General features: G+C 51.9%; 18 protein-coding genes and 1 tRNA gene. 9 read left to right on the top strand and 10 right to left on the bottom strand.

Going from position 1 to position 22,787, the window contains the following annotated elements; all coding sequences use genetic code 11:
- The first annotated feature begins 13 nt into the window (after nucleotides 1-13).
- From L855_RS17240 to L855_RS17230, 3 genes are all read left to right on the top strand, one after another.
- Nucleotides 14-1,663 (top strand): hypothetical protein, encoded by a 1,650-nt coding sequence (locus L855_RS17240; protein ID WP_159790092.1) that lies wholly within the window; start codon nucleotides 14-16, stop codon nucleotides 1,661-1,663.
- 196 nt (nucleotides 1,664-1,859) lie between these two features.
- The gene (locus tag L855_RS17235) at nucleotides 1,860-3,593 is read left to right on the top strand and encodes a methyl-accepting chemotaxis protein (RefSeq protein WP_219729936.1); all 1,734 of its coding nucleotides are present in this window, start codon (nucleotides 1,860-1,862) and stop codon (nucleotides 3,591-3,593) included.
- Between the two features lie 82 nt (nucleotides 3,594-3,675).
- Complete coding sequence (locus L855_RS17230; RefSeq protein ID WP_159790088.1) at nucleotides 3,676-3,999, top strand: translation initiation factor; 324 nt, start codon at nucleotides 3,676-3,678, stop codon at nucleotides 3,997-3,999.
- A gap of 24 nt (nucleotides 4,000-4,023) precedes the next feature.
- Here L855_RS17230 and L855_RS17225 read toward each other — a convergent pair whose 3' ends face one another.
- Complete coding sequence (locus tag L855_RS17225; protein WP_159790086.1) at nucleotides 4,024-4,602, bottom strand: tetratricopeptide repeat protein; 579 nt, start codon at nucleotides 4,600-4,602, stop codon at nucleotides 4,024-4,026.
- Between the two features lie 532 nt (nucleotides 4,603-5,134).
- On the opposite strand from L855_RS17225, the gene L855_RS17220 reads away from it, so the two are divergent.
- Nucleotides 5,135-6,661, top strand: coding sequence for a YifB family Mg chelatase-like AAA ATPase (locus L855_RS17220; RefSeq protein ID WP_159790084.1), 1,527 nt, complete (start codon nucleotides 5,135-5,137; stop codon nucleotides 6,659-6,661).
- Nucleotides 6,662-6,822: 161 nt separating this feature from the next.
- Here L855_RS17220 and nth read toward each other — a convergent pair whose 3' ends face one another.
- The 4 genes from nth to L855_RS17200 all read right to left on the bottom strand — a co-directional run bounded on the left by nth (nucleotide 6,823) and on the right by L855_RS17200 (nucleotide 12,239).
- Nucleotides 6,823-7,479 (bottom strand): endonuclease III, encoded by a 657-nt coding sequence (gene nth / locus L855_RS17215; RefSeq protein ID WP_246198961.1) that lies wholly within the window; start codon nucleotides 7,477-7,479, stop codon nucleotides 6,823-6,825.
- Nucleotides 7,480-7,530: 51 nt separating this feature from the next.
- Entirely contained in the window at nucleotides 7,531-8,622 is a 1,092-nt protein-coding gene (rseP, locus tag L855_RS17210; RefSeq protein WP_159790080.1) for an RIP metalloprotease RseP, read from the bottom strand.
- 142 nt (nucleotides 8,623-8,764) lie between these two features.
- Complete coding sequence (ppc, locus tag L855_RS17205; RefSeq protein WP_159790078.1) at nucleotides 8,765-11,767, bottom strand: phosphoenolpyruvate carboxylase; 3,003 nt, start codon at nucleotides 11,765-11,767, stop codon at nucleotides 8,765-8,767.
- A gap of 229 nt (nucleotides 11,768-11,996) precedes the next feature.
- Entirely contained in the window at nucleotides 11,997-12,239 is a 243-nt protein-coding gene (locus tag L855_RS17200; protein ID WP_159790076.1) for a hypothetical protein, read from the bottom strand.
- 220 nt (nucleotides 12,240-12,459) lie between these two features.
- Here L855_RS17200 and L855_RS17195 point away from each other — a divergent pair, with 220 nt between their 5' ends.
- The 5 genes from L855_RS17195 to L855_RS17175 all read left to right on the top strand — a co-directional run bounded on the left by L855_RS17195 (nucleotide 12,460) and on the right by L855_RS17175 (nucleotide 18,860).
- Nucleotides 12,460-14,940 (top strand): hypothetical protein, encoded by a 2,481-nt coding sequence (locus L855_RS17195; protein WP_159790074.1) that lies wholly within the window; start codon nucleotides 12,460-12,462, stop codon nucleotides 14,938-14,940.
- The gene (locus tag L855_RS17190; protein ID WP_159790072.1) at nucleotides 14,888-15,115 is read left to right on the top strand and encodes a hypothetical protein; all 228 of its coding nucleotides are present in this window, start codon (nucleotides 14,888-14,890) and stop codon (nucleotides 15,113-15,115) included. Before L855_RS17195 ends, L855_RS17190 begins: the two co-directional genes overlap by 53 nt.
- A gap of 139 nt (nucleotides 15,116-15,254) precedes the next feature.
- Nucleotides 15,255-15,530 carry a hypothetical protein gene (locus tag L855_RS17185; RefSeq protein WP_159790070.1) on the top strand — a complete coding sequence of 92 codons (276 nt, stop codon included), beginning with the start codon at nucleotides 15,255-15,257 and terminating at the stop codon, nucleotides 15,528-15,530.
- Between the two features lie 66 nt (nucleotides 15,531-15,596).
- Entirely contained in the window at nucleotides 15,597-18,455 is a 2,859-nt protein-coding gene (locus L855_RS17180) for a zinc-dependent metalloprotease (protein WP_159790068.1), read from the top strand.
- Between the two features lie 27 nt (nucleotides 18,456-18,482).
- Nucleotides 18,483-18,860 carry a hypothetical protein gene (locus tag L855_RS17175; protein WP_219729935.1) on the top strand — a complete coding sequence of 126 codons (378 nt, stop codon included), beginning with the start codon at nucleotides 18,483-18,485 and terminating at the stop codon, nucleotides 18,858-18,860.
- A 41-nt stretch (nucleotides 18,861-18,901) separates the two neighbouring features.
- Here the strand turns inward: L855_RS17175 and L855_RS17170 are convergent.
- The 5 genes from L855_RS17170 to L855_RS22570 all read right to left on the bottom strand — a co-directional run bounded on the left by L855_RS17170 (nucleotide 18,902) and on the right by L855_RS22570 (nucleotide 22,691).
- Nucleotides 18,902-18,973: transfer RNA gene (locus L855_RS17170), tRNA-Lys, on the bottom strand.
- Between the two features lie 79 nt (nucleotides 18,974-19,052).
- Nucleotides 19,053-19,925, bottom strand: coding sequence for an aldose epimerase family protein (locus tag L855_RS17165; RefSeq protein WP_159790064.1), 873 nt, complete (start codon nucleotides 19,923-19,925; stop codon nucleotides 19,053-19,055).
- A 139-nt stretch (nucleotides 19,926-20,064) separates the two neighbouring features.
- Nucleotides 20,065-20,778, bottom strand: a complete 714-nt coding sequence (locus L855_RS17160) for a Uma2 family endonuclease (RefSeq protein WP_159790062.1) — start codon at nucleotides 20,776-20,778, stop codon at nucleotides 20,065-20,067.
- 43 nt (nucleotides 20,779-20,821) lie between these two features.
- Nucleotides 20,822-22,183, bottom strand: a complete 1,362-nt coding sequence (locus L855_RS22575) for a Uma2 family endonuclease (RefSeq protein WP_343039322.1) — start codon at nucleotides 22,181-22,183, stop codon at nucleotides 20,822-20,824.
- A gap of 52 nt (nucleotides 22,184-22,235) precedes the next feature.
- Nucleotides 22,236-22,691, bottom strand: coding sequence for an RRXRR domain-containing protein (locus tag L855_RS22570; protein ID WP_343039321.1), 456 nt, complete (start codon nucleotides 22,689-22,691; stop codon nucleotides 22,236-22,238).
- Nucleotides 22,692-22,787: the final 96 nt, after the last annotated feature.

Raw genomic sequence — 22,787 nt, 5'->3', positions numbered from 1 at the left:
TTCCCATGATGTGGTGACCTATGGATTTACCAGGGTTTTAATTTTTCAAGAGGAAGCGAGTCTATTTTTAGATCGAGTCTGCCAAGTTAATCGGGCTATTTTTCCTGTTGGTAGCGACATTCTAGCGCATCTGTTTTTGCGCTGGCATACGGATTGGGGCGGAGGTATCTTCAATTTTATCGCGTATCTATCGATACTCCTGGGAAATTATGCCCTTGCTCGTAAGTATGTCTCAGAAAGGCTTGCGATCGCGGTTACCCTCGCCATTGCCAGCCTTCCTCAACTCATATTTCAGGGCTGGATTGCCAAAAATAATATCTTTACCGTTTCAGCCACAATTTTTTGCCTGCTAGTTTTAGATCGCCTCTTTACATCTCCTACCTCAGCCAATCTTTTTTTACTCATCATCGGCCTCCTCTTTGGTGTGGCTGCCAAAACGACATTCTTAGCCATCGCCCTCCCCCTTTTTGTTCTCTATGGCATCCCCTTAATCAAAACCTATGGGTTGAGAATCTGGGTTCAAGAAATTCGTAAGAATCGCCTGTTTTGGCTAGCTAGCATAGTCCCTCTCCTGGTAATGTCCCAACTGTGGTTATTTATTCATAATCACCGAGTTTGGGGGACATGGTCTGGCCCTCGCGGATTTGTAGACTTCCATAAAAATCAAGATGGCTTGCAAGGAGGACTGGCAAACTTAGTGCGCTTTTCCTTAGAGTTTATTGATTCAACTCCCATTCCTCCAGACTTAGTAAATAGCATCTTTGATGTTTCTATTTTTGCTCATATTAAACAGGCATACCATCAAATCCTTTATCCACTCTTTGGCAATGCTGGATTGCAAGCAGGAGAAAGCTTTAGTTTTGTTTTAATCCCTCACCAAGCCTTTGCGGGATTTGGGATATTAGGACTTCTCCTCATTCTTCCCTCTATCCTGATCAGTTTGTGGACACCGCCGAAGTTTAGCAAGCGATTGGCAGGAACATTACTCTCATTTTTACTGATATTTTGTCTCACGTCGACTTGGTCTCAGTACAAAATGAGAATGCTAAGTCCCTTATTTGCCGCATCCGGTGCTTGTGTGGCCCAGTGTTTGTCCAGAAACACTCGTTCGCGACGTCAGGAAAGTTCAGTATTCTTACTAATTACTGGAATCTCAATTTTAAATCTTTGGTATATTTCGTTATATGACTGGGATGCTAGAATCTTGACAACTTATAATCCCAATCGTTGGAACCTACAAGCTAGTGACTGGGTTCGCAGTGATTGGGGGCGCGATCGCCTGTACCCTGCTGAACGATTTCATGGCGATGAGCGACTCAAAGTGCTGGCGGAGTTTTTCCCCGAGGGAAGTCGGGTTGGCTTTTTCACCGAGGGTTCGACTCGCCTACACTACTACCTCCTGCATCTTCCCCAGGTTGAGTTTCAATCCATCTGTATGGATGACCCCAGTCGTCGCGATTTCCCGGGCCAGCGATTTGACACCCTTGAAGAGGCAATGTTAGCCACCACTCGTCCTTTAAACTATATTCTCTGTGTTGGTGAAGAATGCCAAACTCCCGGAGACCGGCTGCAAGAGCGTTTTCATTTTGAAGGTGGAGAAGAAGACCTGTGGGTCTTTGAGGTTTTATCAACACCGAGTTCTTCGTCAAATCAAGAATTATAATAAAAGCATAACAAACCACCCAAACTGTTCGACAATTTGACCATCCTGAATTAACCTGGAGGACATAGCAGTTGTGTTCAGTCCCAGGTTTCAGCAATATGTTTATAGAATTGAGAAAGGATAGCCCCCAGGGTAATTCGGGAACTGACTTGAGGCGAATCTAAGATAATAACTTCTCATTCCTCCAAAATTTCCCATGGTAAAATTAATGGATTCTGGCAAGAAAGTGATTTCGTCTGAAGTTTCCAATTTATCGGAAAATCGAATTCCCCCCACTGTTACCTGGGGCGTAGTTGCCATTTGTATTCTACCATTTTTTCTAAATCTCCTCGGTTTAGACTTTTCAACCTTTGGCGAAATTCTAACCCCTGATCAGGCTGGAAACCTGAGCCAGATGGAATTGTTTGAAGCAATGCATAATAGCTTAGAAGGGAGTTTTGTCCATACCCTTCTGGAATGGAGTGCCGTTTGTACCGCTGTTCTCATTGTCCTATTGAGTTTAATGGACTACAGCTTACGTGGTGATCCCATTACACCCGTGTTGGGAGTGGCCCTGTTTTTTGCTGGCATGATGGATGGGTTTCACACTCTAGCGGCTAATCATCTTTTGGAAATTGTCGCACCAACCAATAACTTAATTCCTTTCACCTGGGCCATTTGCCGTCTATTTCACGCCTTAATTATGATTATTGGGGTGAGTTTACTGATTGGTCGGTATGGCAATTATAAACATATCAACCCGAAGCAAAATCTGGGTTTTATCTTAATTATTAGTGGTGCGTGCGGTTTGTTGGCTTATGGTCTGATTTACTTTACATCTACTCAAGAAATTCTCCCTCAAACCACCTATCCTGATGCCCTACTCACTCGACCCTGGGACTTTGTCCCCATGCTTTTGTTCATAGGAGCTGGGATTTGGGTTTATCCTAAATTTTACAACTGTAATCCTAGTCCTTTTTCCTATGCGTTAATCATCAGTGCGATCCCCAATGCAGCCACGCAAGCTTATATGACGTTTGGCTCAACGGCGTTATTTGATAACGCCTTTAATATTGCTCATTTCCTGAAGATTTTAGCCTACTTGGTACCTCTGATTGGCATTGCTATCGAGTATATTCAGATTTACCAACGCCAGGCGCGGTCTTTGTTTGCAGATTTACAAAAAAGTCTCGGGTTTATCAAAAACTTAGTCAACGAGGTCTTAGATTCAACTCGCTTTACAGTTGCCATTACACGCTCGGGTGAAGAACTCGAAGCCATGATGGGTAAACAGTTACAATCTACCACTGAGGTGATTCATACGGTGCAAGCCATTTCTGGGCGATCGCAGGAGTTGGTCAAAACAGTGGGGGAGATTGAGGCAGACTTCGAGAAACTGCGACTCTCTTGCTCATCCTTATCAACAAAATTAGGTGCGATCGCCGAACAAGCCGGTCGTATCACTCGCATCACTAGCACCATTGATAACATTGCCAAACAAACCAAATTTTTGGCTATTAACGCCTCCATTCAAGCCATTAGTTCTGAACAACATCAAGAAGGTCAAGGCTTTAACATTATCGCCAAAGAAATTAACGCCCTAGCCAGTCAAACTCGAACCACTGCCCAAGCAATTAACCCCATTGTTCAAGATATGCAAGCCGCCGTTGCCAATGGGGTTGAGGAAATGAACACCTTTACCGACGCTCATGTTCAAGCCATTACCCCTCGCATTAGCCTCATCACTCAAGGAATCCGGGAACAAGTTCTCAGTGCGCAAAAAATACGGGATGAAATCGCTCAGTTGGGTAGCTCTAGTGAGGAAACCTCAGACTATCTACGTCATACCCTCCAGCAAACTAATGATACCCTGGCCCAACTACAAATGTCGGTAGAAAACTTACAACAGGAACTGAATCGTTTTTCCCGAGATCCCAGTTCTCTCCTCTAGGAGTCCTATTGACAGTGACGGCTGCCCTTCGTTACCCTATCCCCAAATCCCCCTGGTCCACCCCTCACCTCTCCCTCCTACCATGAAGAACCGTCTGGTTTACTCCGAATTTGGCGATAATAACGAGAATGCGATCGCCCGCCCTACTCCAGAACTCCCCCCCCAGGAGCAACACTTACGAGTTCAACCCACCCGCAAAGGACGCAAAGGAAAAACGGTAACCATCGTCAGCGGCTTTCAAAGTCGCCCCGAGACCCTGAAAGCCTTACTCAAATCCCTAAAACGTCAATGTGGTGCAGGTGGGTCTGTTAAAGAGAATACCCTAGAAATTCAGGGGGATGTCGTTGAACGGGTTGTGGTCCTATTACAGGAAGCCGGGTATCCAGCCAAACGCAGTGGCGGCTAGGGGAGACCCGCCCTTAACACCGACTCAGTATAAACTCGGATCGAGCAATTGACGCAGTAAGTCCGCCTGCTTTTGAGCTTGGGTATCACTCGGGTCCAGATCACTGGCCTTGTCAAAGGCCTCTAGAGCCTGTTCGTACCGTTGCAGGTGGACATAGACGATGCCGAGGTTATACCAGATATTGGCATCGCTCGGTTGGAGTTCAGCGGCGTAGTTGAGGGCCAGGAGTGCATCATCATAGCGGCCCGTTTGTTCTAAAACGGCCCCGAGATTATCAAAGAGAATGGCACATCTGGGGAATAATTGCGGATCGAGGATCTCCTTTTGATGGCAATTTTGCCGCTGAATTGCCTCCGAACAGGCGTCTAGAGCAGTAAGAGGGTCCGCATTAGAACAGAGATCCTCAAGTTCTTCAAGTTGATAGTTGTTTTGGCTAAAGCCAGCCGAGCCAGGAATTTGGGGAATCCCCCTCAGTCCCCCAGCTTCAAAAAACTTACTGGCGATCGCCCCCTCTGCCCCTGCAAGTAGTGCGATCGCCACAGCGAGTGTCACAGAACGGAGTCGTCTCCTCATGGGTTGATTCAGTCGATTTATCTGATACATGATCATAACGCGGGTCTAACAGTACACCCGTGCGAGTCGTGTTTGGGTCGTAGTGTTAATTTACACCAGTTTAGCTCAATAAAACCACGGATAGATCTGAGGGTTTCTCCAGTGTTTATACTGAAAACCAACGTTAAAATCAGTAAAACCTCTCAAGAAATCACAAGCCCTCATTATCCTGTTGATAAGCGTATCACACCTAAGTCAATCGCAAATTCAAAGACAATATTCCACTTTATTCTAAAATACTGCTGCTTTTTCTCCCATAATTAGCCTGATTACTTTGATAAAATTCTCTTAAAGCAGTAGGTCTTGAACATGTTTACCTGAGACATTATATCCAATCTCAAGCCAGTGGTATTTTTGACTAAGGTAATGCCCGTAAAAACTACTCCCTGATATCACGTAACCACCTCAATAATTTTACTGAATAGCCGTTAAACGAAGTCCTAAGTGTGACCCAAATCACATCATCGTCCCTGCAAACCCGGAATAATTAACCCGTCCAAACCGACAGAAGAGGGCCTCAATCGTGTTAGCCCGAGTATGGAGTGCATCGCTTTATGGCATCAACGCCGTCAGAGTGGGAGTTGAAATTGATGTTTCTGGAGGACTTCCCGCCACCGTCGTTGTGGGATTACCGGATACAGCCGTCCAAGAATCACGAGAACGAGTCAAGGCGGCCCTGAAAAATTCCGGCTTCAGCTTTCCCATGCGTCGCATTGTCGTCAACTTAACCCCAGCCGACTTACGGAAAGAAGGGCCAAGTTTCGATTTACCCATTAGCTTGGGGATTCTCGCCGCCTCAGACCAAATCAACCCACAACTCTTAGGAGATTACCTCTTCCTAGGAGAAGTCTCCCTCGACGGCAGTTTACGGCCCGTCAGTGGTGTATTGCCCATTGCCGCCGCCGCCGCCGAAATGGGTATGAGCGGCTTAGTGGTTCCCCAAGCCAATGCCCAAGAAGCCGCCGTCATCGAAGGACTCTCGGTGTATGGCCTCAGCAGCGTCCGAGAGGTGAGCCAATTTCTCGATCAACCCGAACAGTTTGCCCGTACCGTCGTCGATTTAGACCAAGCCCTGGCCCATCAAGCTGACATCGGCTTAGATCTCAAAGATGTCAAAGGACAAGCCCATGCCCGTCGGGCCTTGGAAATTGCCGCCGCTGGGGGTCATAATCTCATTTTTGTGGGCCCCCCAGGCAGTGGTAAAACCATGCTGGCACGGCGGTTACCGGGGATTCTCCCCCCCCTCACCCTGCCCGAAGCCCTAGATGTCACCCAGATTCATTCCGTCGCCGGATTATTGCGCGATCGCGGTCAACTGGTGAGTCAACGGCCCTTCCGCAGTCCTCACCATTCCGCCAGTGGCCCCTCCCTTGTCGGTGGGGGCAGTTATCCCAAACCCGGTGAAATTTCCCTGGCCCATCGGGGTGTCCTGTTCCTGGACGAATTAACCGAATTTAAGCGCGATGTCCTAGAATTTCTGCGTCAACCCCTCGAAGATGGACGAGTCACCATTTCCCGAACCCGTCAATCCGTCGAATTTCCCGCCCGTTTTACCCTTGTTGCCAGTACCAATCCCTGCCCCTGTGGCTATTACGGTGATCCGATTCAACCTTGCACCTGTTCCCCCCGCCAGCGAGAACAATATTGGGCCAAACTCTCGGGCCCCCTTATGGATCGCATTGACTTGCAAGTAGTCGTCAACCGTCTCAAGCCCCAAGAAATTTTACAACAGGGCCTAGGTGAAGCCTCCCAATCCGTGCGATCGCGCGTCAAAATCGGGCGACAACAAGCCTCACAACGCTTTCAAGACGAGCCAATTCGCTGCAACGCCGAAATGCAAAGCCACCATCTGCGCCGTTGGTGTCACCTCGACGACGCCAGTCAGGGACTCCTCGAAGCCGCCATTCGTCAACTCGGCCTCTCCGCCCGAGGCACCGATCGCATCCTCAAAGTAGCCCGAACCATCGCCGACTTAGCCCAAGAGGAGCAGATCCAAGCCACCCACATTGCCGAAGCCATCCAATATCGAACCATCGATCGCATGACCTGAACTATCCCTGTAGCAAAAGTTGGTCTGAATTAGGACAAAAAATAGGGGACAAGAAGGCAGCAGTAGGCAGTAGGCAGTAGGGAGGAGAAGGCAACAGGCAACAGGCAACAGGTAGGGGATTTTCTAGCAACTCAGAGTCTCAATCAGGCAATCTTCGATTGCTATACCTCCGCCGCCGTTGGACAGAGATCTGCCAACACACAGCCGCCACAATTGGGGTTACGGGCCTTACATACCGCTCGCCCATGATAAATCAGACGAATCGACCAATTTTCCCAATCCGCCTGGGGTAACAACGGCATCAACTCCCGCTCCACCTTAACCGGATTCTCCTGCGCCGTCAGTCCCAAACGGCGACTCAACCGTTTCACATGAGTATCCACCGTCACCCCAGCATTAATGCCAAAGCAATGGGCCAACACTACATTAGCCGTTTTACGAGCCACCCCCGGCAGTTGCGTTAACGCCTCCATGGTTTGAGGAACCTGGCCCTCAAACCGTTCCATGATCATCTGACAGGCCCCACGAATATTCTTAGCCTTATTGCGATAAAAGCCCGTTGAGCGAATTAACCCCTCCAACTCCTCTAAGTTTGCCCCAGCGAACGCCGCCACATCAGGATAACGAGCAAACAAGGCCGGGGTCACCTTATTCACTCGTTCATCGGTACATTGGGCCGAGAGAATCGTCGCCACCAACAACTGCACCGGACTCTCATAGGTGAGGCTACAGGTGGCATCAGGATATAACTGTGTCAAACGCTTCAACACCTCTGACGCCCGTTGCTGCTTCGATGGTTGCTTGGATGGTTGTTTCAATGGAGATTTCCCAGACCTTTTCCCAGCCATAACGATAGATGCAGCTTAGCCTCAGCGGCCCAATTGTTGAACCCAATCTAACTGGCTGGTATCTCGGACAATCAGGAAAATGCCCAACCCCAGCAGCAGCAATAGCCCAGACTGCATGACCCCATCCTGAATATGCACCGGCACCGGTTTCCCGCGCAACCCTTCGACTAGGAGAAATGCCAATTGGCCCCCATCCAGGGCCGGCAGCGGCAGAATATTGATAATGGCTAAGTTGACACTAATCACTGCCGCAAAAAACAAGAGATTCATCGCATCCCGGGCCGCAAAATCCGCGCCCTGAGCCACAATCCCCACCGGGCCAGCAATCTGTCCGGCCGTACTTTGGAAATTGGTAATGAGTTGATAAAAACCTTTGACCGTATTGACAAAAATCACCTGAAACTGGCCAGCGGCAATCCCCACGACTTCCAAGGGATTATCCACCTCACGATAGAGCCGTTCTCCATTGGGGGCCAGTTGCACCCCAATACGTCCCTTGCCATCACTGCCCCGTTCTGGGGTCACCGTCAGGGAGAGTTGGCTCTCATCGCGCTGAACCGTCAGCGGAATCGGCGTCTCGGGATTGTCTTCGATGGTTTGTTTGAGATCAAAGATCCCCGGTTCCCCCGGCTCCAGAGGGGTTCCATCCACCGCCAGAATAATATCCAGGTCTTGTAAGCCAGCCCGAGCGGCGGGACTCTCAACGGACATCACCTGAGGCACAACCACCCCCGGTTCCGCATTAAAGCCGGTGGGAATCCCCGTTGAACCTACTTGGAAGACCAGGACTAAATAGGCAAAAATCAGATTGGCGATGACCCCAGCACTGATGACGATCGCCCGATCGAGAACCGGGCGATTGCGGAGTAAGTCTGGGTCATCGTCGGGGATAGTGCTGTCGGGATCATCATCCGGGAAGCCAACAAACCCTCCCAGGGGGAAGGCCCGGATAGCATACTCCGTTTCTGGCCCTTGGTATTTGAGCAAAATCGGCCCAAACCCAATCGAAAAGCGGTTGACATGGATGCCTTGCCAGCGAGCCGCGAGGAAATGACCTAGCTCGTGAACGGCGATAAGAATGGCGATAACTGCGATCGCTGCCAGAACAAACATGACGTTGGTATTAAAAGAATAAACAGGCCTAGTTACCCATCTTAAACGCTTTTGCGGTGGAGTCGGGCTGAGATTGAGAACTCAACGCCGACTGGCGGCCCAAGACGGATGGCCCAAGGCCGACCTACACCTTGTCCCGAGGTTAACCGGTATTGCGCATCCCCGCCGCAATCCCATTGAGGGTCAACAAGGCCCCACGCAGTAACTCGCCTTTACTGTAGCGAGAGTGAATGACCCCTGGGGTGGCACTCTTGCCATGTTGACGGAGCCGTTTGAGTAAGGACACCTGCAACAAGCCCAGAGGAATAATGGTGGAGTTGCGCAACTGCACCGAGCGGCGTAAACCGGGATCACCATCCAAGAGATAGGTATGGCCCGTAATCTGGAGAATCAACTCCCGAGACTGATGGTATTCCTCGGTGATGCGATTGAGAATCACCGCAAAGCGTTCACGATCCTCAGGATGGCTCAACTCGCGCACATAATGCTCGGCGATTTGTAAATCCACCTTGGCCAAGGTCATCTCCACTTTAGAGATGGCCATCTTGAAAAAGGGCCATTTCATGTAGAAATAGCGCAACAGTTTCAGGTGTTCTTCGGGTTTCTCCCGTAAAAACTCATTCAAAGCCGTTCCCACCCCATACCAGGCCGGGAGTAAAAAGCGGCTTTGAGTCCAACTGAAGACCCAAGGAATCGCCCGTAAACTGCCGATATCTTTTTTCCCTTGGCGACGGCGGGAGGGCCGGGAGGAAATTTGCAGTTGACTGATCTCCTCAATCGGGGTCACCTGCATGAAGAAGTCAATAAAATCCGGTTCCTCATACACAAGGGAGCGATAATGCTGACGGGATTTGTGGGCCAACTCCTCCATGGTCTCGTTCCAGGGTTCGATATCATCAAATCCTGACCCTAACAGGCTCGATTGAATCACCGCTGAGGTCACGGTTTCGAGGTGATAGAGGGCTAACTCGGGCAAGGAATATTTTGAGGCCAGCACTTCCCCTTGCTCGGTGATTTTAATGCGGCCATCAATGGTGCGTCCCGGCTGCGCCAAGATAGCTTCATAGGCCGGACCTCCGCCGCGACCGACGGAACCGCCCCGTCCATGGAAGATGCGCAGTTTCACCCCATAGGGATCGCTGACCGCTTGCAGGGCTTTTTGAGCCTTATGGATTTCCCAGTTACTGCTGAGGAAGCCGGAGTCCTTGTTACTGTCGGAATAGCCCAGCATCACCTCTTGCAGGGAGGGACTTAGGGGGGTATCCGAGCTATCTTCGCGGCCATAGCCCCCCGTCAGCAGCACTTGATAGAGGGGTAACTCAAACAGGTCTTTCATCACCGAGGGGGCCCGTTTCAGGTCTTCCACGGTTTCAAACAGAGGGACCACTTGCAGGGTTCCGGTTCCTGTCGCCGGGTCATAGAGGCCCGCCTCTTTAGCCAGCAGCAACACTTCGAGGAGGTCGCTGGCCTGGCGACTCATGCTGATGATGTAGGTCTGACAGAGTTCTGTGCCAAACTCTTGTTGCAGCAGTCGCACAATGCGGAAGGTTTCGATGGTCTCCTTGGTAATGGGAGAGAAGGGCAACTCCGTGGGAACCAGTGGCCGGCGGGTTTGCAGTTCCAGGGTTAACCATTCCACCCGTTCGGCTTCCGTGAGGTCGCTGTAGGGTTTGGGCAGAATTTGTAGGTATTCCGTTAGCTCATTGAGGGCCTCTTCATGGCGGGAGGATTCTTGGCGAATATCCAAATGAGCCAGGTTAAAGCCATAGATTTCCACCTGACAGATGAGAGTGTCGAGTTCGCTACATTGCAAGCCCGTTTCAAAGAGATTGCGTTGAATCAGTTGCAGTTCCGCCAGAAATTCCGAACCGGAGCGGTAGACCGGGATACTGTTCACCTCGCGAATTTCCTGTCGCCAGTCTTCAGCGTGATAGAGACTCAGGTTGCGATCGCGGGTATTCTCCAGCCGTTTCTGCACATAGGCTAGTTTTAAGCGGTAGGGTTCTTGGCGGTAGCGAATGGCCAGGCGATCATACACCTCGCTCATTTGCAGCCGATCCTGTTCTACGGATTCGAGTAGTTCAGGAAGCACGTCACTCCAATGCAGGGACAGACTCAGGGATTCACTGAGACTATCAATGGCATGGATATACTTCTCTAAGACCAAATTCCGTTGATAACAGGCGGTTTGCCAGGTCACACGAGGGGTCACCGAGGGGTTGCCATCGCGATCAGACCCCACCCAGGAGCCAAACTTACAGAAGTTATAACTCGGCGGGTCAATGTGGGGAAATGAGACCTTGAGAGTCCGTTGCAACCGCTGGTACAGTTGCGGCAAGGTATCAAAGAGGACCTCGGTGAAGTAGTGCAGGGTATATTCCACCTCATCGAGAACCGTGGGCTTAAACTGATGTAACTCGTCGGTACGCCACCAGAGGCGAATTTCTTCCATCAGTTGTTCTTGGAGGGCTTCAGCTTCGAGAGACGAGGTGCGCCCCATCGAATGTAAGCCATCTTCGACCCGATCAAGTTGGCGCAACACCCGGGCAATCCGACGCTGTTTGCCGCGAATAGTCCGCCGCACAATCTCGGTGGGGTGCGCGGTGAAGACCAGACGAATATCGAGTTGATCGAGGAGTTTTTGGATCAGATTGGGGGGAACATTCAGTTGTCGCAGTTGCGGAAACAGGGAGCCAAATGTCCCCCGTTCCGGGGTTTGCACCGGGCTATTGGCCAGCTCCGAAAACTCTTCAATGGGGGATTCTACCCGTGAGATGGATTCCTCCGTAAAGGTTAAATTGTTACTGACGTTGGCTTTTTGCTGATCTCGTTGTTCGTAATGTTGTTCAACGATGTTGATGAGCTGGAAATATAAGGCAAAACCTCGGGCCGCGCGAATGGCATCGTTGAGGTCAAGTTGTTCGATTTTGCGAACAACAGGAGAATCTTTGAGATTCGGCGCTTGTCCGCCTTCGGCTTGCATGGGGTTGAGTTCATGTAGGAGGTCAACCATTTGTTGACCGCACTCCTGACGCAGTACGGACTCCCACAAATCCTCGACGACTTTGAGACGGTGACGCAGCCGAACGTCTGAAGTGGAAGAGACGTTGAATGGGCGATCGGTTCTCTCAAGTGTTGGACTCATTATGATATTCGGATTAGGCGGCTTGCCAATGTTGGGGCAGGTTTCCTGGTGTTCGCCCGCTGCTAGTCACACTGACGCCCCAAGCGGATCGCGCCGGCCAGGATGGTGTAACCGAACGTCTTAGAGGCTGATGAAGTTAGCAGAGCGGGCAAACTTGGGACTTGTTGGCAGAAAACAATTTATTTTGTCAACAAATCCTTAGTTTTTGTTGTAGTCTGCGTGACAGACATTAGGTGGATGGAGCGTTGTTCGGCTCAGACTCGTCACTGGGGACATTGAGAACAGGGAGGCGATCGCCTCGAAATAACTCCTCACTCGCTTCTCCAAGGGCAATGGTGGACTTAAAGAGCGCCTGAGCACCCCAAAGCCCTGCCAGAACCGGAGCCGTTGCCACTCCGACCAAAATGTGGGTCAGGGTTGGCCCCGAGGCCGTGTTCCCTGGGCGATGACCTGAGTTATTATAGGATTCCATGAGACTAGCCCTCTTAAAAATTGCGTCGGTCAATGTGCCAAAATGTGATCAGTCGATGATCTTTCTCTTTCGTACTGTAAGTAGAGCCAAAACTCAATCTCTTGATCGGTTGGGTGGGTACTGGCTTCATCGGTGGGTTCTCTTGGCTCTAGGGTACGTTAAAATTGGACGGAACCCGGAGGTTGAACGATCACACAGCAGTCAAGTTAGGACGTGATTGGTGGTACTGAACACAGACAAGGCCCCCCACGCGGGGACGACCATTGACCTAACTTCCTGGGCCAACGAGGCACTGGGAATTCCGGGTGTCTCGATCGCGGTGGCAGTCCGCGATCGGGATTTACGGGTCTGGTGTTGGGGAGAGCATTGCCCCGATGCCCCTCGGGTCATGGCACGCTTATCCCAAGCGATTCATCAGGATTGTCCCCTACCAGACGATGCTCCCCCGATTGAGCGTGTCTGTCTCTATGGTCGCTCGATGGAGGCTCGGTCTGGAGATACGCCACCGTTCGAGACTCCCGATTGGACGGTTCGTTTTACGGTGGACGCACCCCAGGCTTCTACTCAAACCGCTACGGCCCGCCCCGACTCAGAGGCCGCCGGAGAACCCACGCCTCAGGCTAGGGGCAAGAAACGGGATAAGAAAACAATCATTGAAACCGTTGAGCGGGCCCTACAAGATATCTCCACCGATGTTTGGATTTCCGTAAAGCGGATTGAACGCCAAAGTGGTGGCCGTCGTCTCTGGATTTCTTGTGAGTCCGCCTATGCGCCGGATGCCGCTCTGTTGGCTCAACCTATCGCTCGCCGATTACGGGATCTCAACTTACGAGGTTTCCGGGATGCGGTTCTCCTGGGACAGGTGAGTGGGGAGTCGCGACCGGAATGGACGTTACGGGTGGATTTGACCCCGAGCGATCGCACCATTGAGGCCTGGGCCCGTTGGGGAGATGTGGCCGCGATTACGTTACGCCTCAATCGCGTCCTGCGCCCCTTCGAGCTACAACTATCGGCGGTTCTCAAGGACTCGACCCTGCATCTGGTCTGTAGTCCCCTCAATTACGGTCAATTGACCCTTGAGACCTTCCCGAGCCGCGAGGTGGTCATGGAAAAACTCTCGGCGGTTCTCCAGTCGTTGGCCCCAAGAGGTATTCTCGGAGCCACCATCTATGCGGTGGATATTCCCTATGAGGCCAGTTTTCCTCAGCCAAAAACTCCGGTTTGGGTCGCTTGGGAAGATTTACCAGCTCGCCAACGGCCGGATCTGGTGCCCTCGGCCCTGGAACTGGCCCGGGGTGGGAGTCTGTCGGCGTTGACGTTTATCTTGGAACGTCTGCTGAATCCTTCTCTCTCTGAAAAACTGGCGACGGGAGGGATTCGCATCCAAATCCGCCGCAAGGGAGTGTTACTCCATGTGATGAGTGAGGGACTAACATGCCCGGCCCAGACCGAAATTTCCCCGAAGATTGTTAAGTTTTTGAGCCAGTTGGAGCTGAGTAATCTCTCGGGCGTCCGCATCTATGGTCGCCGCAGTGGTCAGCGGAAGCCCCGTTGGCATTATGGGGTGGACTTTGCCCCTACACCGGAGCAAACGCCGGAGGTTCCTGAGTTTCAGCCTCTCGATGGCACCCCGCTAGATTTGGGCAATGACCCGGCATTGGACCCCCCAGAGGAGGGAGAACGTCCAACGGAGGGAGAGCGCAGTCCCTCCTTAACCCTCTCAGACTGGCTATGTCGCACCAGTCTCTTCCGTCCTCGGGCATCACTCCCCCAATCGACGACAACGGACTTGCCACAACGGGCCCAGGTGGCGGTACCGACGCTGGTAGTCTGGGGGCTGTTGGGACTGGTGCTGACGGTTCAGGTGGATTGGCTGGCCAGTGAAGGGCTACAACGTCGCCAGAGGGCGATCGCCCCCCCTCCCTCGTTGGAGATTGAACCCCCCGACGAGGATTTCGAGTTTGAGTATGATATCCATCTGCCGGAATTGTCGGAGACTGAGTCCTTACCTGAGGATACATTCGATCCCTCGGGCTTTACGGCTCCGGCTGGCCAGCCGCAGGTGGTGGCGGCCCGGACTGGGGAAGTTCGCCTGATTCGCGAGCCGGAGATTGAGTTCGCTAGCTTCAATAGTGAGCAGATGGACCGGCAACTGGCGTTATATCGTGAGTATGTGGAGGAGGGAGGTGTTCCCGATATTTTGGTGGTGGGCAGTTCTCGGGCCCTGCGCGGGATTCATCCGACGGTGTTGCAGGAGCAGTTACAGCAAGAAGGCTACCCCCCTCTACGGGTGTTTAATTTAGGGGTCAATGGGGCCACGGCTCAGGTGGTGAATCTTTTGTTACGGGAGATTATCCCTCCCGATCGCTTACCTGAGACGATTATTTGGGCTGATGGGGCCCGGGCGTTTAATAGTGGTCGCGAGGATCTGACCTATGAGGCGCTGGTGCGATCGCCCGGCTATCAACAGATTCAACGGGGCTTCCGTCCGATTGAGTCGTCTTTGGATACTGAGCCTCAGGTGGCGGAGCGATCGCTGTTTGAACGGGTGAGCGATCGCTATCAGGCCCTCGATGAGCAACTGCGAGAATGGGTGGCCCATTATTCAGCGGCCTATCCCCAGCGGGATGAGCTGAAGGACTGGGTGAGTGAGGTACTCGGCGATCGCCCCCGTCCTGAACCTCTATCCCCAGCGGGATGAGCTGAAGGACTGGGTGAGTGAGGTACTCGGCGATCGCCCCCGTCCTGAACCCCCAATTACCCCAGAGACCGCTCGTTTCCCAGCGAATCAACCCCTACTCCATGACAATGGCTTTTTAGCCTTTCCTCATCCCAGAGACCGCTCGTTTCCCAGCGAATCAACCCCTACTCCATGACAATGGCTTTTTAGCCTTTCCTCAACGGTTTAATCTCCAAGAGTATTATCAAAATCACTCGCGAGTCTCAGGGGCCTATGATGCCGACTATGCCAATTTTCAGTTACCGGGGGTACAGGCGATCGCCCTGCGCTCAATCTTGGAGTTTAGCCAATTACAAGATCTCAATCTCATCTTCGTCAATTTACCCCTGACGGATGATTATTTAGATCCGGTGCGTCTCGAGTATGAAGAGGTCTTTGTCCAGTCGCTGTTAGATGCCTCGCAGCAGTATGAGTTTGTCTTCCGCAACTTTGCTCAACTCTGGAGCGATCAACATGGCTACTTTTCCGATCCCAGTCACCTCAACCGCTATGGTGCGGTAGCCGTCTCCCAACGACTCGCTCAAAGTCCCACCATTAACTGGACACCGTAGTTAGTCCTGCCATAATGGGGGGTAGTTGTCCCTCGCTTCAGCTTTCGTGTTTAACGCATCGCCCTAATGTCTAGATTGATGACCCATTTCTCCCGCGCTTCCGAGGTTGCTTGTCTATCCCTGTTGTTGGCGATCGCCCTCGGAGCGGGGTCTATCTCGGCACCTCACGCTGGCCTCGCTCAGGAAAGCCGCCGGGGTAAATCCGCCTCCCAACCTCAGACGCCGCTCAAACAGGGGGAGACGAAACCAGTTCCCGACGCCCCTCCCGAAGCCTCCACCCCAGAGGCCAACTCCGAGGAAGATAGCGAGGAACCCTCCTTTGACGATCTCGTCGCCGACACGACCCGCCTCGAAGGCTTGTTCCCCCTCTATCACAACGTCGAGAAGGGGGAGCTATTTTTAGAAATCCGTCCCGACCAGCTTGATCGCCTGCATTTGTTAGTGATGACCTTGTCTCAAGGGGCGGGGAGTTTCTTTCTCGAAGGGTTTCCCCTTGAAGACTTCCCGATTCTTTTTCAGAAGCGGAATCAAAGAATTTTAATTACCGTTCCTAATACTTACTTTCGTACTCAAGGCAATGACCCACAACAATCTGGAGTGGAACGGGGGTTTAGTGATTCAGTTTTAGCCTCGTTAGAAATTAAAGCGACCCATCCCGATCGTGGCAGTTACCTGATTGATTTCGGCGACCTTTTATTGGCACAAGATTTACCAGAACTGACCTCAATCATGTCCATTTTGTCCTTCAGTCCACAAGCGAATCGCTCGTATCTTTCTGAGGTCAAAAACTTTTCTGAAAATATCGAAATTGAAGCAATGTTAGGATTTGCTGGAACCGGCTCTTTCCTATCTCGTATCATACTGCCGACCTTACCGGATGGTCGTGCTTTATCGTTAGGGGTTCGTTATAGTCTCTCTCCTCTCCCAGACAATCCTAATTATCGTCCACGCCCGGCAGACAACCGCATTGGCTATTTTATTACTGCCTATCAAAACCTCTCCGATTTCAGTCAATCTGACCCCTTCGTGCGTTATATTCAGCGTTGGCACTTAGAAAAACAAGACCCAACCGCTGAAGTCTCTCCCCCTGTCGAGCCGTTAGTCTTTTGGATTGAAAATACCGTGCCTCACGAGTATCGGCAAACCATTCGTGAGGGGATTTTAATGTGGAATCAAGCCTTTGAAGAGGCAGGATATCTAAACGCCATTGAAGTACGACAAATGCCCGATGATGCCACTTGGGACCCAGCCGATATTCGCTACAATACTGTCCGCTGGATTCAAGCGTTTAACTCAGGGTTAGCGGGGATGGGGCCCTCGCGGGTGAATCCCTTGACGGGGGAAATTCTTGATGCGGATATCTTAATTAATGCCGATGTCATTCGCATGTTAACCCGGGAGAGCGATAGTTTATTAGATCAGTCTCGCTCAGGGTGGTCTCCAGAAGCTGAACGGGTTTTGGTGGACTTACCCGGCTGTTCCCAGCCAAGCTGTATCACGGACAATATCGCAGCGGAAACGGCTGGGGTAGAGGGGGCTGAGCAAGAGGCCCAGAGATTGTTACAGGAGTTGCGATCGCGCTCCAATTTCCCCTTCAATCATGGTCCGCGTTTGAGTTGCAATTGTGCCGCTTGTACTCAGGCCTTTCAGGAAGGACTGACGGCCTTATCTGTGTTACATAATTTTTCTGGGGATGACGAGACGGTGCAAACCTATATCCATCAGTATTTGCGCTATTTGGTTGCCCATGAGGTGGGTCATACCCTGGGCTTACGTCATAATTTTAAGGGGAGTGTCCTACGCAGTCCTGAGGAACTCCATGACCTGGAGTTAACCCGTCGAGAGGGGTTAAGCGGTTCGGTGATGGACTACATGCCGCCCAACATTGCTGCTCCTGGGGAGCCTCAAGGGGAGTTTTTTCCCACGGTGCTTGGCCCCTATGATGAATGGGCGATTACCTATGGCTACAGGAATTTTAATCACCTCCCGCCTCAGGAAGAACGACGACGCTTAGAGGCGATCGCCAGCCGCTCGACGGAACCAGAATTGAGGTATGGAACCGATGAAGATCTCTGGGCAGAAGTAGATCCTGAGATTAACTGGTTTGACCTCGGCAGTGATATGCTTCATCATGCCGAATCCCAGATGCAGCTAGGACGGGAGGTATTTGAGCGCCTAGAGCAACGGTTTCCAGGAGCGGGAGAGCCGCCTGATCGTCTGCGGACTCAGTTTAATGTGGCTCTGTTTTACTATTTCCGTCAAAGTCGGGTCTTGCTCAAACATATTGGCGGGCAGTCGTTCAATCGTCATCAGTCCCCCGAGGTAACCCCCTTTGAACCCTTGTCATTGGAGCAAAAGGAGCGCAGTTTAGCCCTTCTGGAGCAATATATCTTTGCCGAGGATGCCTTCGACTTTTCTCCGAGATTATTAAATAGCTTAGCGCCGTCCCGTTGGTTCCATTGGGGAAGTTATCCTAATTTTCAACGGGTGGATTATCCCCTCCATGATCAGATTTTAAGCTTTCAAGGGTGGGTGCTGCGATCGCTGTTGGCCCCAGAACGGTTGCGTCGTTTGCGAGATTTAGAGATGCGAAGCGCCCCAGGAGAGGCGTTACAAGTCCCGGATTTGCTGGGGCGGGTGTATCGTGGGGTTTGGTCTGAAGTGTTGGAGGGCCGACGGGTTGCCACCAATATCTCTAGTCTACGTCGGGGGTTACAACGACAACATTTACAGTTATCTCTAGATATGGCCAGCGGACAGATTCGCGGAACAGAAGATTCCCGCACTCTGGCGCGGTATTATCTCGGTCAGTTGGAAGAGTCCCTGACGGCAGCGTTACGACGAGAGCGCGATTTGGATACTTACACTCGGGCCCATTTACAAGATAGTCGGATGCGGATTCGCGAAGCCATGGGGGATAATTAATAATGGCTTGTTGTATGTTGAGGAGAAATGATGCTCGATCATCGCATATCTATGGTACTCAGGGGACTGGTTGGGTTAGGACTGGTGTTTGTCTTGGCCAGCCCCGTTCAGGCTCAAAGTCCCAGGCGTAGTTGTTCTCGGACTGGGGATGAGCCGGGAAACTGTCCTCGGCGCGATCGCCCTCAGACCTCGTTTGCAGAGGAGGAGAGCCGAGGCATCGATGAGCGGGGGTTTTCCGATAGTTTCTTGAGTGACGCCCTCGAAGGCGTCGCCGATCCCCTCAATGGTGGTGTGGGAACCAACGTGGGGGGAGTCGAGGGGGATGAGACGCAAGATCTCAATCCCGTAGATCGGGGCTTAACTGATCCCACAGACGTATTTATCCCCTTACCGTCACTCCCATAAAGAGGTTGGAGGAGGTAAGGGGATGGGGGGGGGGGGGAAAATGGGTCGCCTGGGATTCGAACCCAGAACTAGTCGGTTAAAAGCCGAATACTCTGCCGTTGAGTTAGCGACCCAATTGATGGGGCGTCCGTTTCGCGCCTTAACTACTATAGCACAGCCATCTAAAAGTGCAAGGGGTTCGAGAAATTTTTTTCAATCGAGATGAAGATCGAGGCGCACGAGCATTTCTAGGCTGGAACGGGGATGAACATGAATCAGGCGATCGCCCGTATTGAGGGCGTTGCGCGGTGCGCTCCAGGGTTCGAGACAGTAGTAGTCTTTCCCTTGGATGGCCCAAAAGACGAGGGTCGAGAAGGGAGTGCTATATTCGAGATTGAGGGTGAATCCTTGCTTGCGATCATAGACACTCGCACTCTGGCTCTGGAGTTGGGTGAAGGCTACATCAATCTCCTTGCGTTCAAAATTGAACTGGTTATGGAAGTCATGCAGCGTTCCATCGAGTTGGTCCCAATATTGGCTAGAGGGGAGATGAAACCGCAATTGAGATTTATCGGGAACCTGGAAGTAGGGATGCAATCCCGTGGAGAAGGGGAGAATTGTCTCCTCACTGGGGTTGGTGTAGCGTTGGATAATTTCTAGAGTATGTCCGTGCAGCCGGTAGGTGAAGGACAGATGGAACTCAAAGGGATAAACCGCGAGGGTTTCCTCGTTGCTGGCCAGTTCCAGAGTCAAACTAGCGCTTTTGTCCGTACTGGATTCACCAACCGTCCAGGGCAAATCCCGTGCAAACCCATGTTGTTTGAGGTTGTAGGAGGTTCCCTCATGGGTATAGGTGTTGTTGGGGAGATTGCCGCAAATGGGAAAGAGGACGGGAATCCCGCCACGGACGCTCAGTTGAGGGTTCGCGAAGCGTTCAGCATCGAAATAGAGGATGTCGTGATCGCCAACTCGCCAGCGCGTCACGAGTCCGCCGCGTTCCGGGACAATTTCTAGTTGGGCCTGGGCCGAGTCGTCGGACAGGATATAGGTGGGGTAGAGTTTCGTTTCAGTGGCGATCGCGTACATGGGTAATTATTTGGCCCCTCTCGACACTCCTCATGGGGAGTAACATGGTTAATGGTAACGAATCCTGGCTCTATCCTACGACAGTCGGGGCGATTCGGGAACAGACGTCGGGAGGGAGTGGGGCCGAGCCTGGTTGGCCTCAAAGTGAATCCGGATCAACTCCGAGTTCTTGCAGCTTAGCCCTGAGCTTAGCATTCGTCTGACGTTCCGCCTCCGCCGCCTCCTCAGGCGTAGGAATCAGCGTCTCCTCAGGACTAAAAAAGCGCAAACGCTCCTCATGAATCCCCAAATAGAGTCCCAACTGCTGACTCCATAACCATCCCTGAGCATTGGCCTCTAAGGGATGATAAACCCCATCGAGCAAATGGAAGCCTTGAAACTCCAAGCTGTGGGGGTCGAACCAGAAATAGTCGGGAGTTCTGAAGGTATCCTGATAAATCTCCTTCTTGAGTTCTCGGTCGGTCTTGGCGGTGCTGTCCGAGAGCAGTTCGATAATCAGATTGGGATATTTTCCCTCTTCCTCCCAAACCACCCAACTTTTGCGGGGTTGATTTGTGGTTCCGCGCACTACAAAGAAATCAGGACCTCGGAACAACTCAGATTTGAGTTGACGGGGACTATAGTAAATTGTCAGGTTTCCCGCACAGAAGTAGTCCTGACGGTCTTTCCAAAGCCAGTTCAGGCAAGACATCAGCAGCAGAATCTGTTGGAGATGCAGGGAACTTTCCAAGGGGGGTTCATCACTGGGGAGGTCACTGGAGGGAAATACAATCTCATCCGTCTCATTCGTGGAGAGGGTGTCTGAGACTTGGTCTGGGAGCGTCTGCGCAGGATTAGAAAGGGAAGCAGACATGGTGATAAGGCTCGCTTGTCTAAACTGACCTTAGTTTAACAACTTAGCTCAGGTCTTCTAGCACCACCTCATCATAAATCTCAGCCACCGCCATCTCGAAATTCACGGACTTGAGGGGAACCCTATCTCCCGCCGTGAAGCGTTGTGGCCGCCAAAATCCTGAGTCATCGGGGTGATACCGTTCCACCTCGGCTCGGTCTTGGCGGACGAGGAGATAGTTTTGCAAACTGGGTAAGGTTTGATAGTTGAGGCGTTTTTCCCGGCGGTCTAGCTTTTCGGTGGAAGGAGACAGCACCTCGACAATTAAACAAGGATGAGTTTTATAGTATCGCTGCTGGTCTTGGGGGTCGCAGGTGACCATCACATCGGGGTAGTAGAAGAGATCTGAGTGATTCACCGCATTTTGAATCTGGACTTTCATATCGGCGATGAAGGTTTTGCAGCCACTCCCTCGCAGATGAGATTTCAGAAGACTAGCAATATTGAGGGCGATGCGATTATGTTCCTCACTTCCACCCGTCATAGCGAAAATCTCACCGTTGAGATATTCGTGGCGGATGGAACTGCGTTGTTCTCCTTGAAGATAGTCGGGAATGGAGAGGAAGGCGGGGGCTGTATTCATCAAAAACTCCTTGTGGAAACCCGGTGGAGCGTGGCGTCCACCCCCTCCTTTGTTCGCAGTCGGTCCAGGGTTCAATACCCCACTGACGGACCATCTCTGCGGGCAACTGACTAAAATGCCCGTGGCGCGATAGAGTAACGTAACTTTGCCAGCACTAAACTGGCCAATGCGCTTCCAGGTCAACCCAGAAACAGAAACCTGCCTGGCGGTATCCCCACTGACATAGCCAACCGAGACGCGACCGGCCATTTCAGCCCGCACCAGATCCCCTTTTCGGAATCCATGCCGAGTCACCGTTCCACCATACTTACGACGGACTCCATTTTTCCTCGGAACCATCAGGTGCAGTTGCCGACGACTGATGGGTGGGCGTTTAATCACCACAAATGGGGCAGATGTGAGCTTAACCTGGCCCAATACCAGACAACCGTGACTCCGTTTTCCGTAGAAAGGGCGATACTTAACGAAGTACCCACAAGCTAAAGCTATACCATCGACGGCATGGGTTTGGGGGATTGGCCTGGCTTTATCCTGAGATTTCGTTAATCCCAAAATCGAGCGAACTTGAGCCGTGCCATTGCCATCGCTCTGCCACCCATAGCGAGTATAAACCGGAGCAATCTGCTCCATTTGCTCAAGGGCGTAGGCTTGCCCCACCATGACCGGTGAGAAACCTTTACCGGATTTTGCCCCTTTTCGACCTGAGGTTAGGTCCACGTCAGCGCGGACTTTCTCGTAGCCAATGGCAGCAATGGGGAAGAGTCGAGATAACTCCTGAACCACCCGAAACTCTAAGTCTCGGTTGGCTCGGATGCTGGGGGCGACTTTCTTCTGTCTACGTCTGAACCACCCGAAACTCTAAGTCTCGGTTGGCTCGGATGCTGGGGGCGACTTTCTTCTGTCTACGGTTGTTAAATCGTTTTTGGCGATGATTCCGTAATGGGAAGGGTAAATCTCGATTAATCCGCCGACTACGGCGAGAACGCCGAAGCATTCTGCGATTATCCATCCGCTCCCGTACCTTGGGGTAGGGGAGTTCTAGGTGGGACTGAAATAGGGTCGCTTTAGACGATTGAACGGCAATCCCTGAATAGAGTTTGCCGGGATCGACTCCAACCACAATGGGTTGAGTCTTACGACCCGATGGTTCGGCGTTCAGGCGCACGGCCTTAAGGCGCAGATTAGTTTTTACCCATGTCGCTCGCCCCTGCTCTACCCACCGCTGCGCGCGACGGCGCTTGGTGGGCATGGCGGGAGTCCCATCCGGGTTTTGAACGGGGATACGTTGCATGGAAGATAATTCCCAAACTACAGGTCTCTTAAGCCAGTACATACGGGGTGTCTGGGTTAACCCCACTCCCTGAGATTCCAGGGCCTTACAGATAAT

The organism is Sodalinema gerasimenkoae IPPAS B-353 (assembly GCF_009846485.1).
Taxonomy (GTDB): Bacteria; Cyanobacteriota; Cyanobacteriia; order Cyanobacteriales; family Geitlerinemataceae; genus Sodalinema; species Sodalinema gerasimenkoae.
The sequence above is the reverse complement of the archived record's forward strand: the minus strand, read 5'-3'. Positions and strand labels throughout refer to the sequence as shown.

Bases quoted from the DNA above. Each gene is read 5' to 3' on its own strand.
- L855_RS17235 (WP_219729936.1), top strand. From the start codon at position 1,860: ATGGTAAAATTAATGGATTCTGGCAAGAAAGTGATTTCGTCTGAAGTT.
- L855_RS17225 (WP_159790086.1), bottom strand. From the start codon at position 4,602: ATGTATCAGATAAATCGACTGAATCAACCCATGAGGAGACGACTCCGT.
- L855_RS17230 (WP_159790088.1), top strand. From the start codon at position 3,676: ATGAAGAACCGTCTGGTTTACTCCGAATTTGGCGATAATAACGAGAAT.
- L855_RS17175 (WP_219729935.1), top strand. From the start codon at position 18,483: ATGATGCTCGATCATCGCATATCTATGGTACTCAGGGGACTGGTTGGG.
- ppc (WP_159790078.1), bottom strand. From the start codon at position 11,767: ATGAGTCCAACACTTGAGAGAACCGATCGCCCATTCAACGTCTCTTCC.
- L855_RS17200 (WP_159790076.1), bottom strand. From the start codon at position 12,239: ATGGAATCCTATAATAACTCAGGTCATCGCCCAGGGAACACGGCCTCG.
- L855_RS17180 (WP_159790068.1), top strand. From the start codon at position 15,597: ATGTCTAGATTGATGACCCATTTCTCCCGCGCTTCCGAGGTTGCTTGT.
- L855_RS22570 (WP_343039321.1), bottom strand. From the start codon at position 22,691: ATGCAACGTATCCCCGTTCAAAACCCGGATGGGACTCCCGCCATGCCC.
- rseP (WP_159790080.1), bottom strand. From the start codon at position 8,622: ATGTTTGTTCTGGCAGCGATCGCAGTTATCGCCATTCTTATCGCCGTT.
- L855_RS17165 (WP_159790064.1), bottom strand. From the start codon at position 19,925: ATGTACGCGATCGCCACTGAAACGAAACTCTACCCCACCTATATCCTG.
- L855_RS17160 (WP_159790062.1), bottom strand. From the start codon at position 20,778: ATGTCTGCTTCCCTTTCTAATCCTGCGCAGACGCTCCCAGACCAAGTC.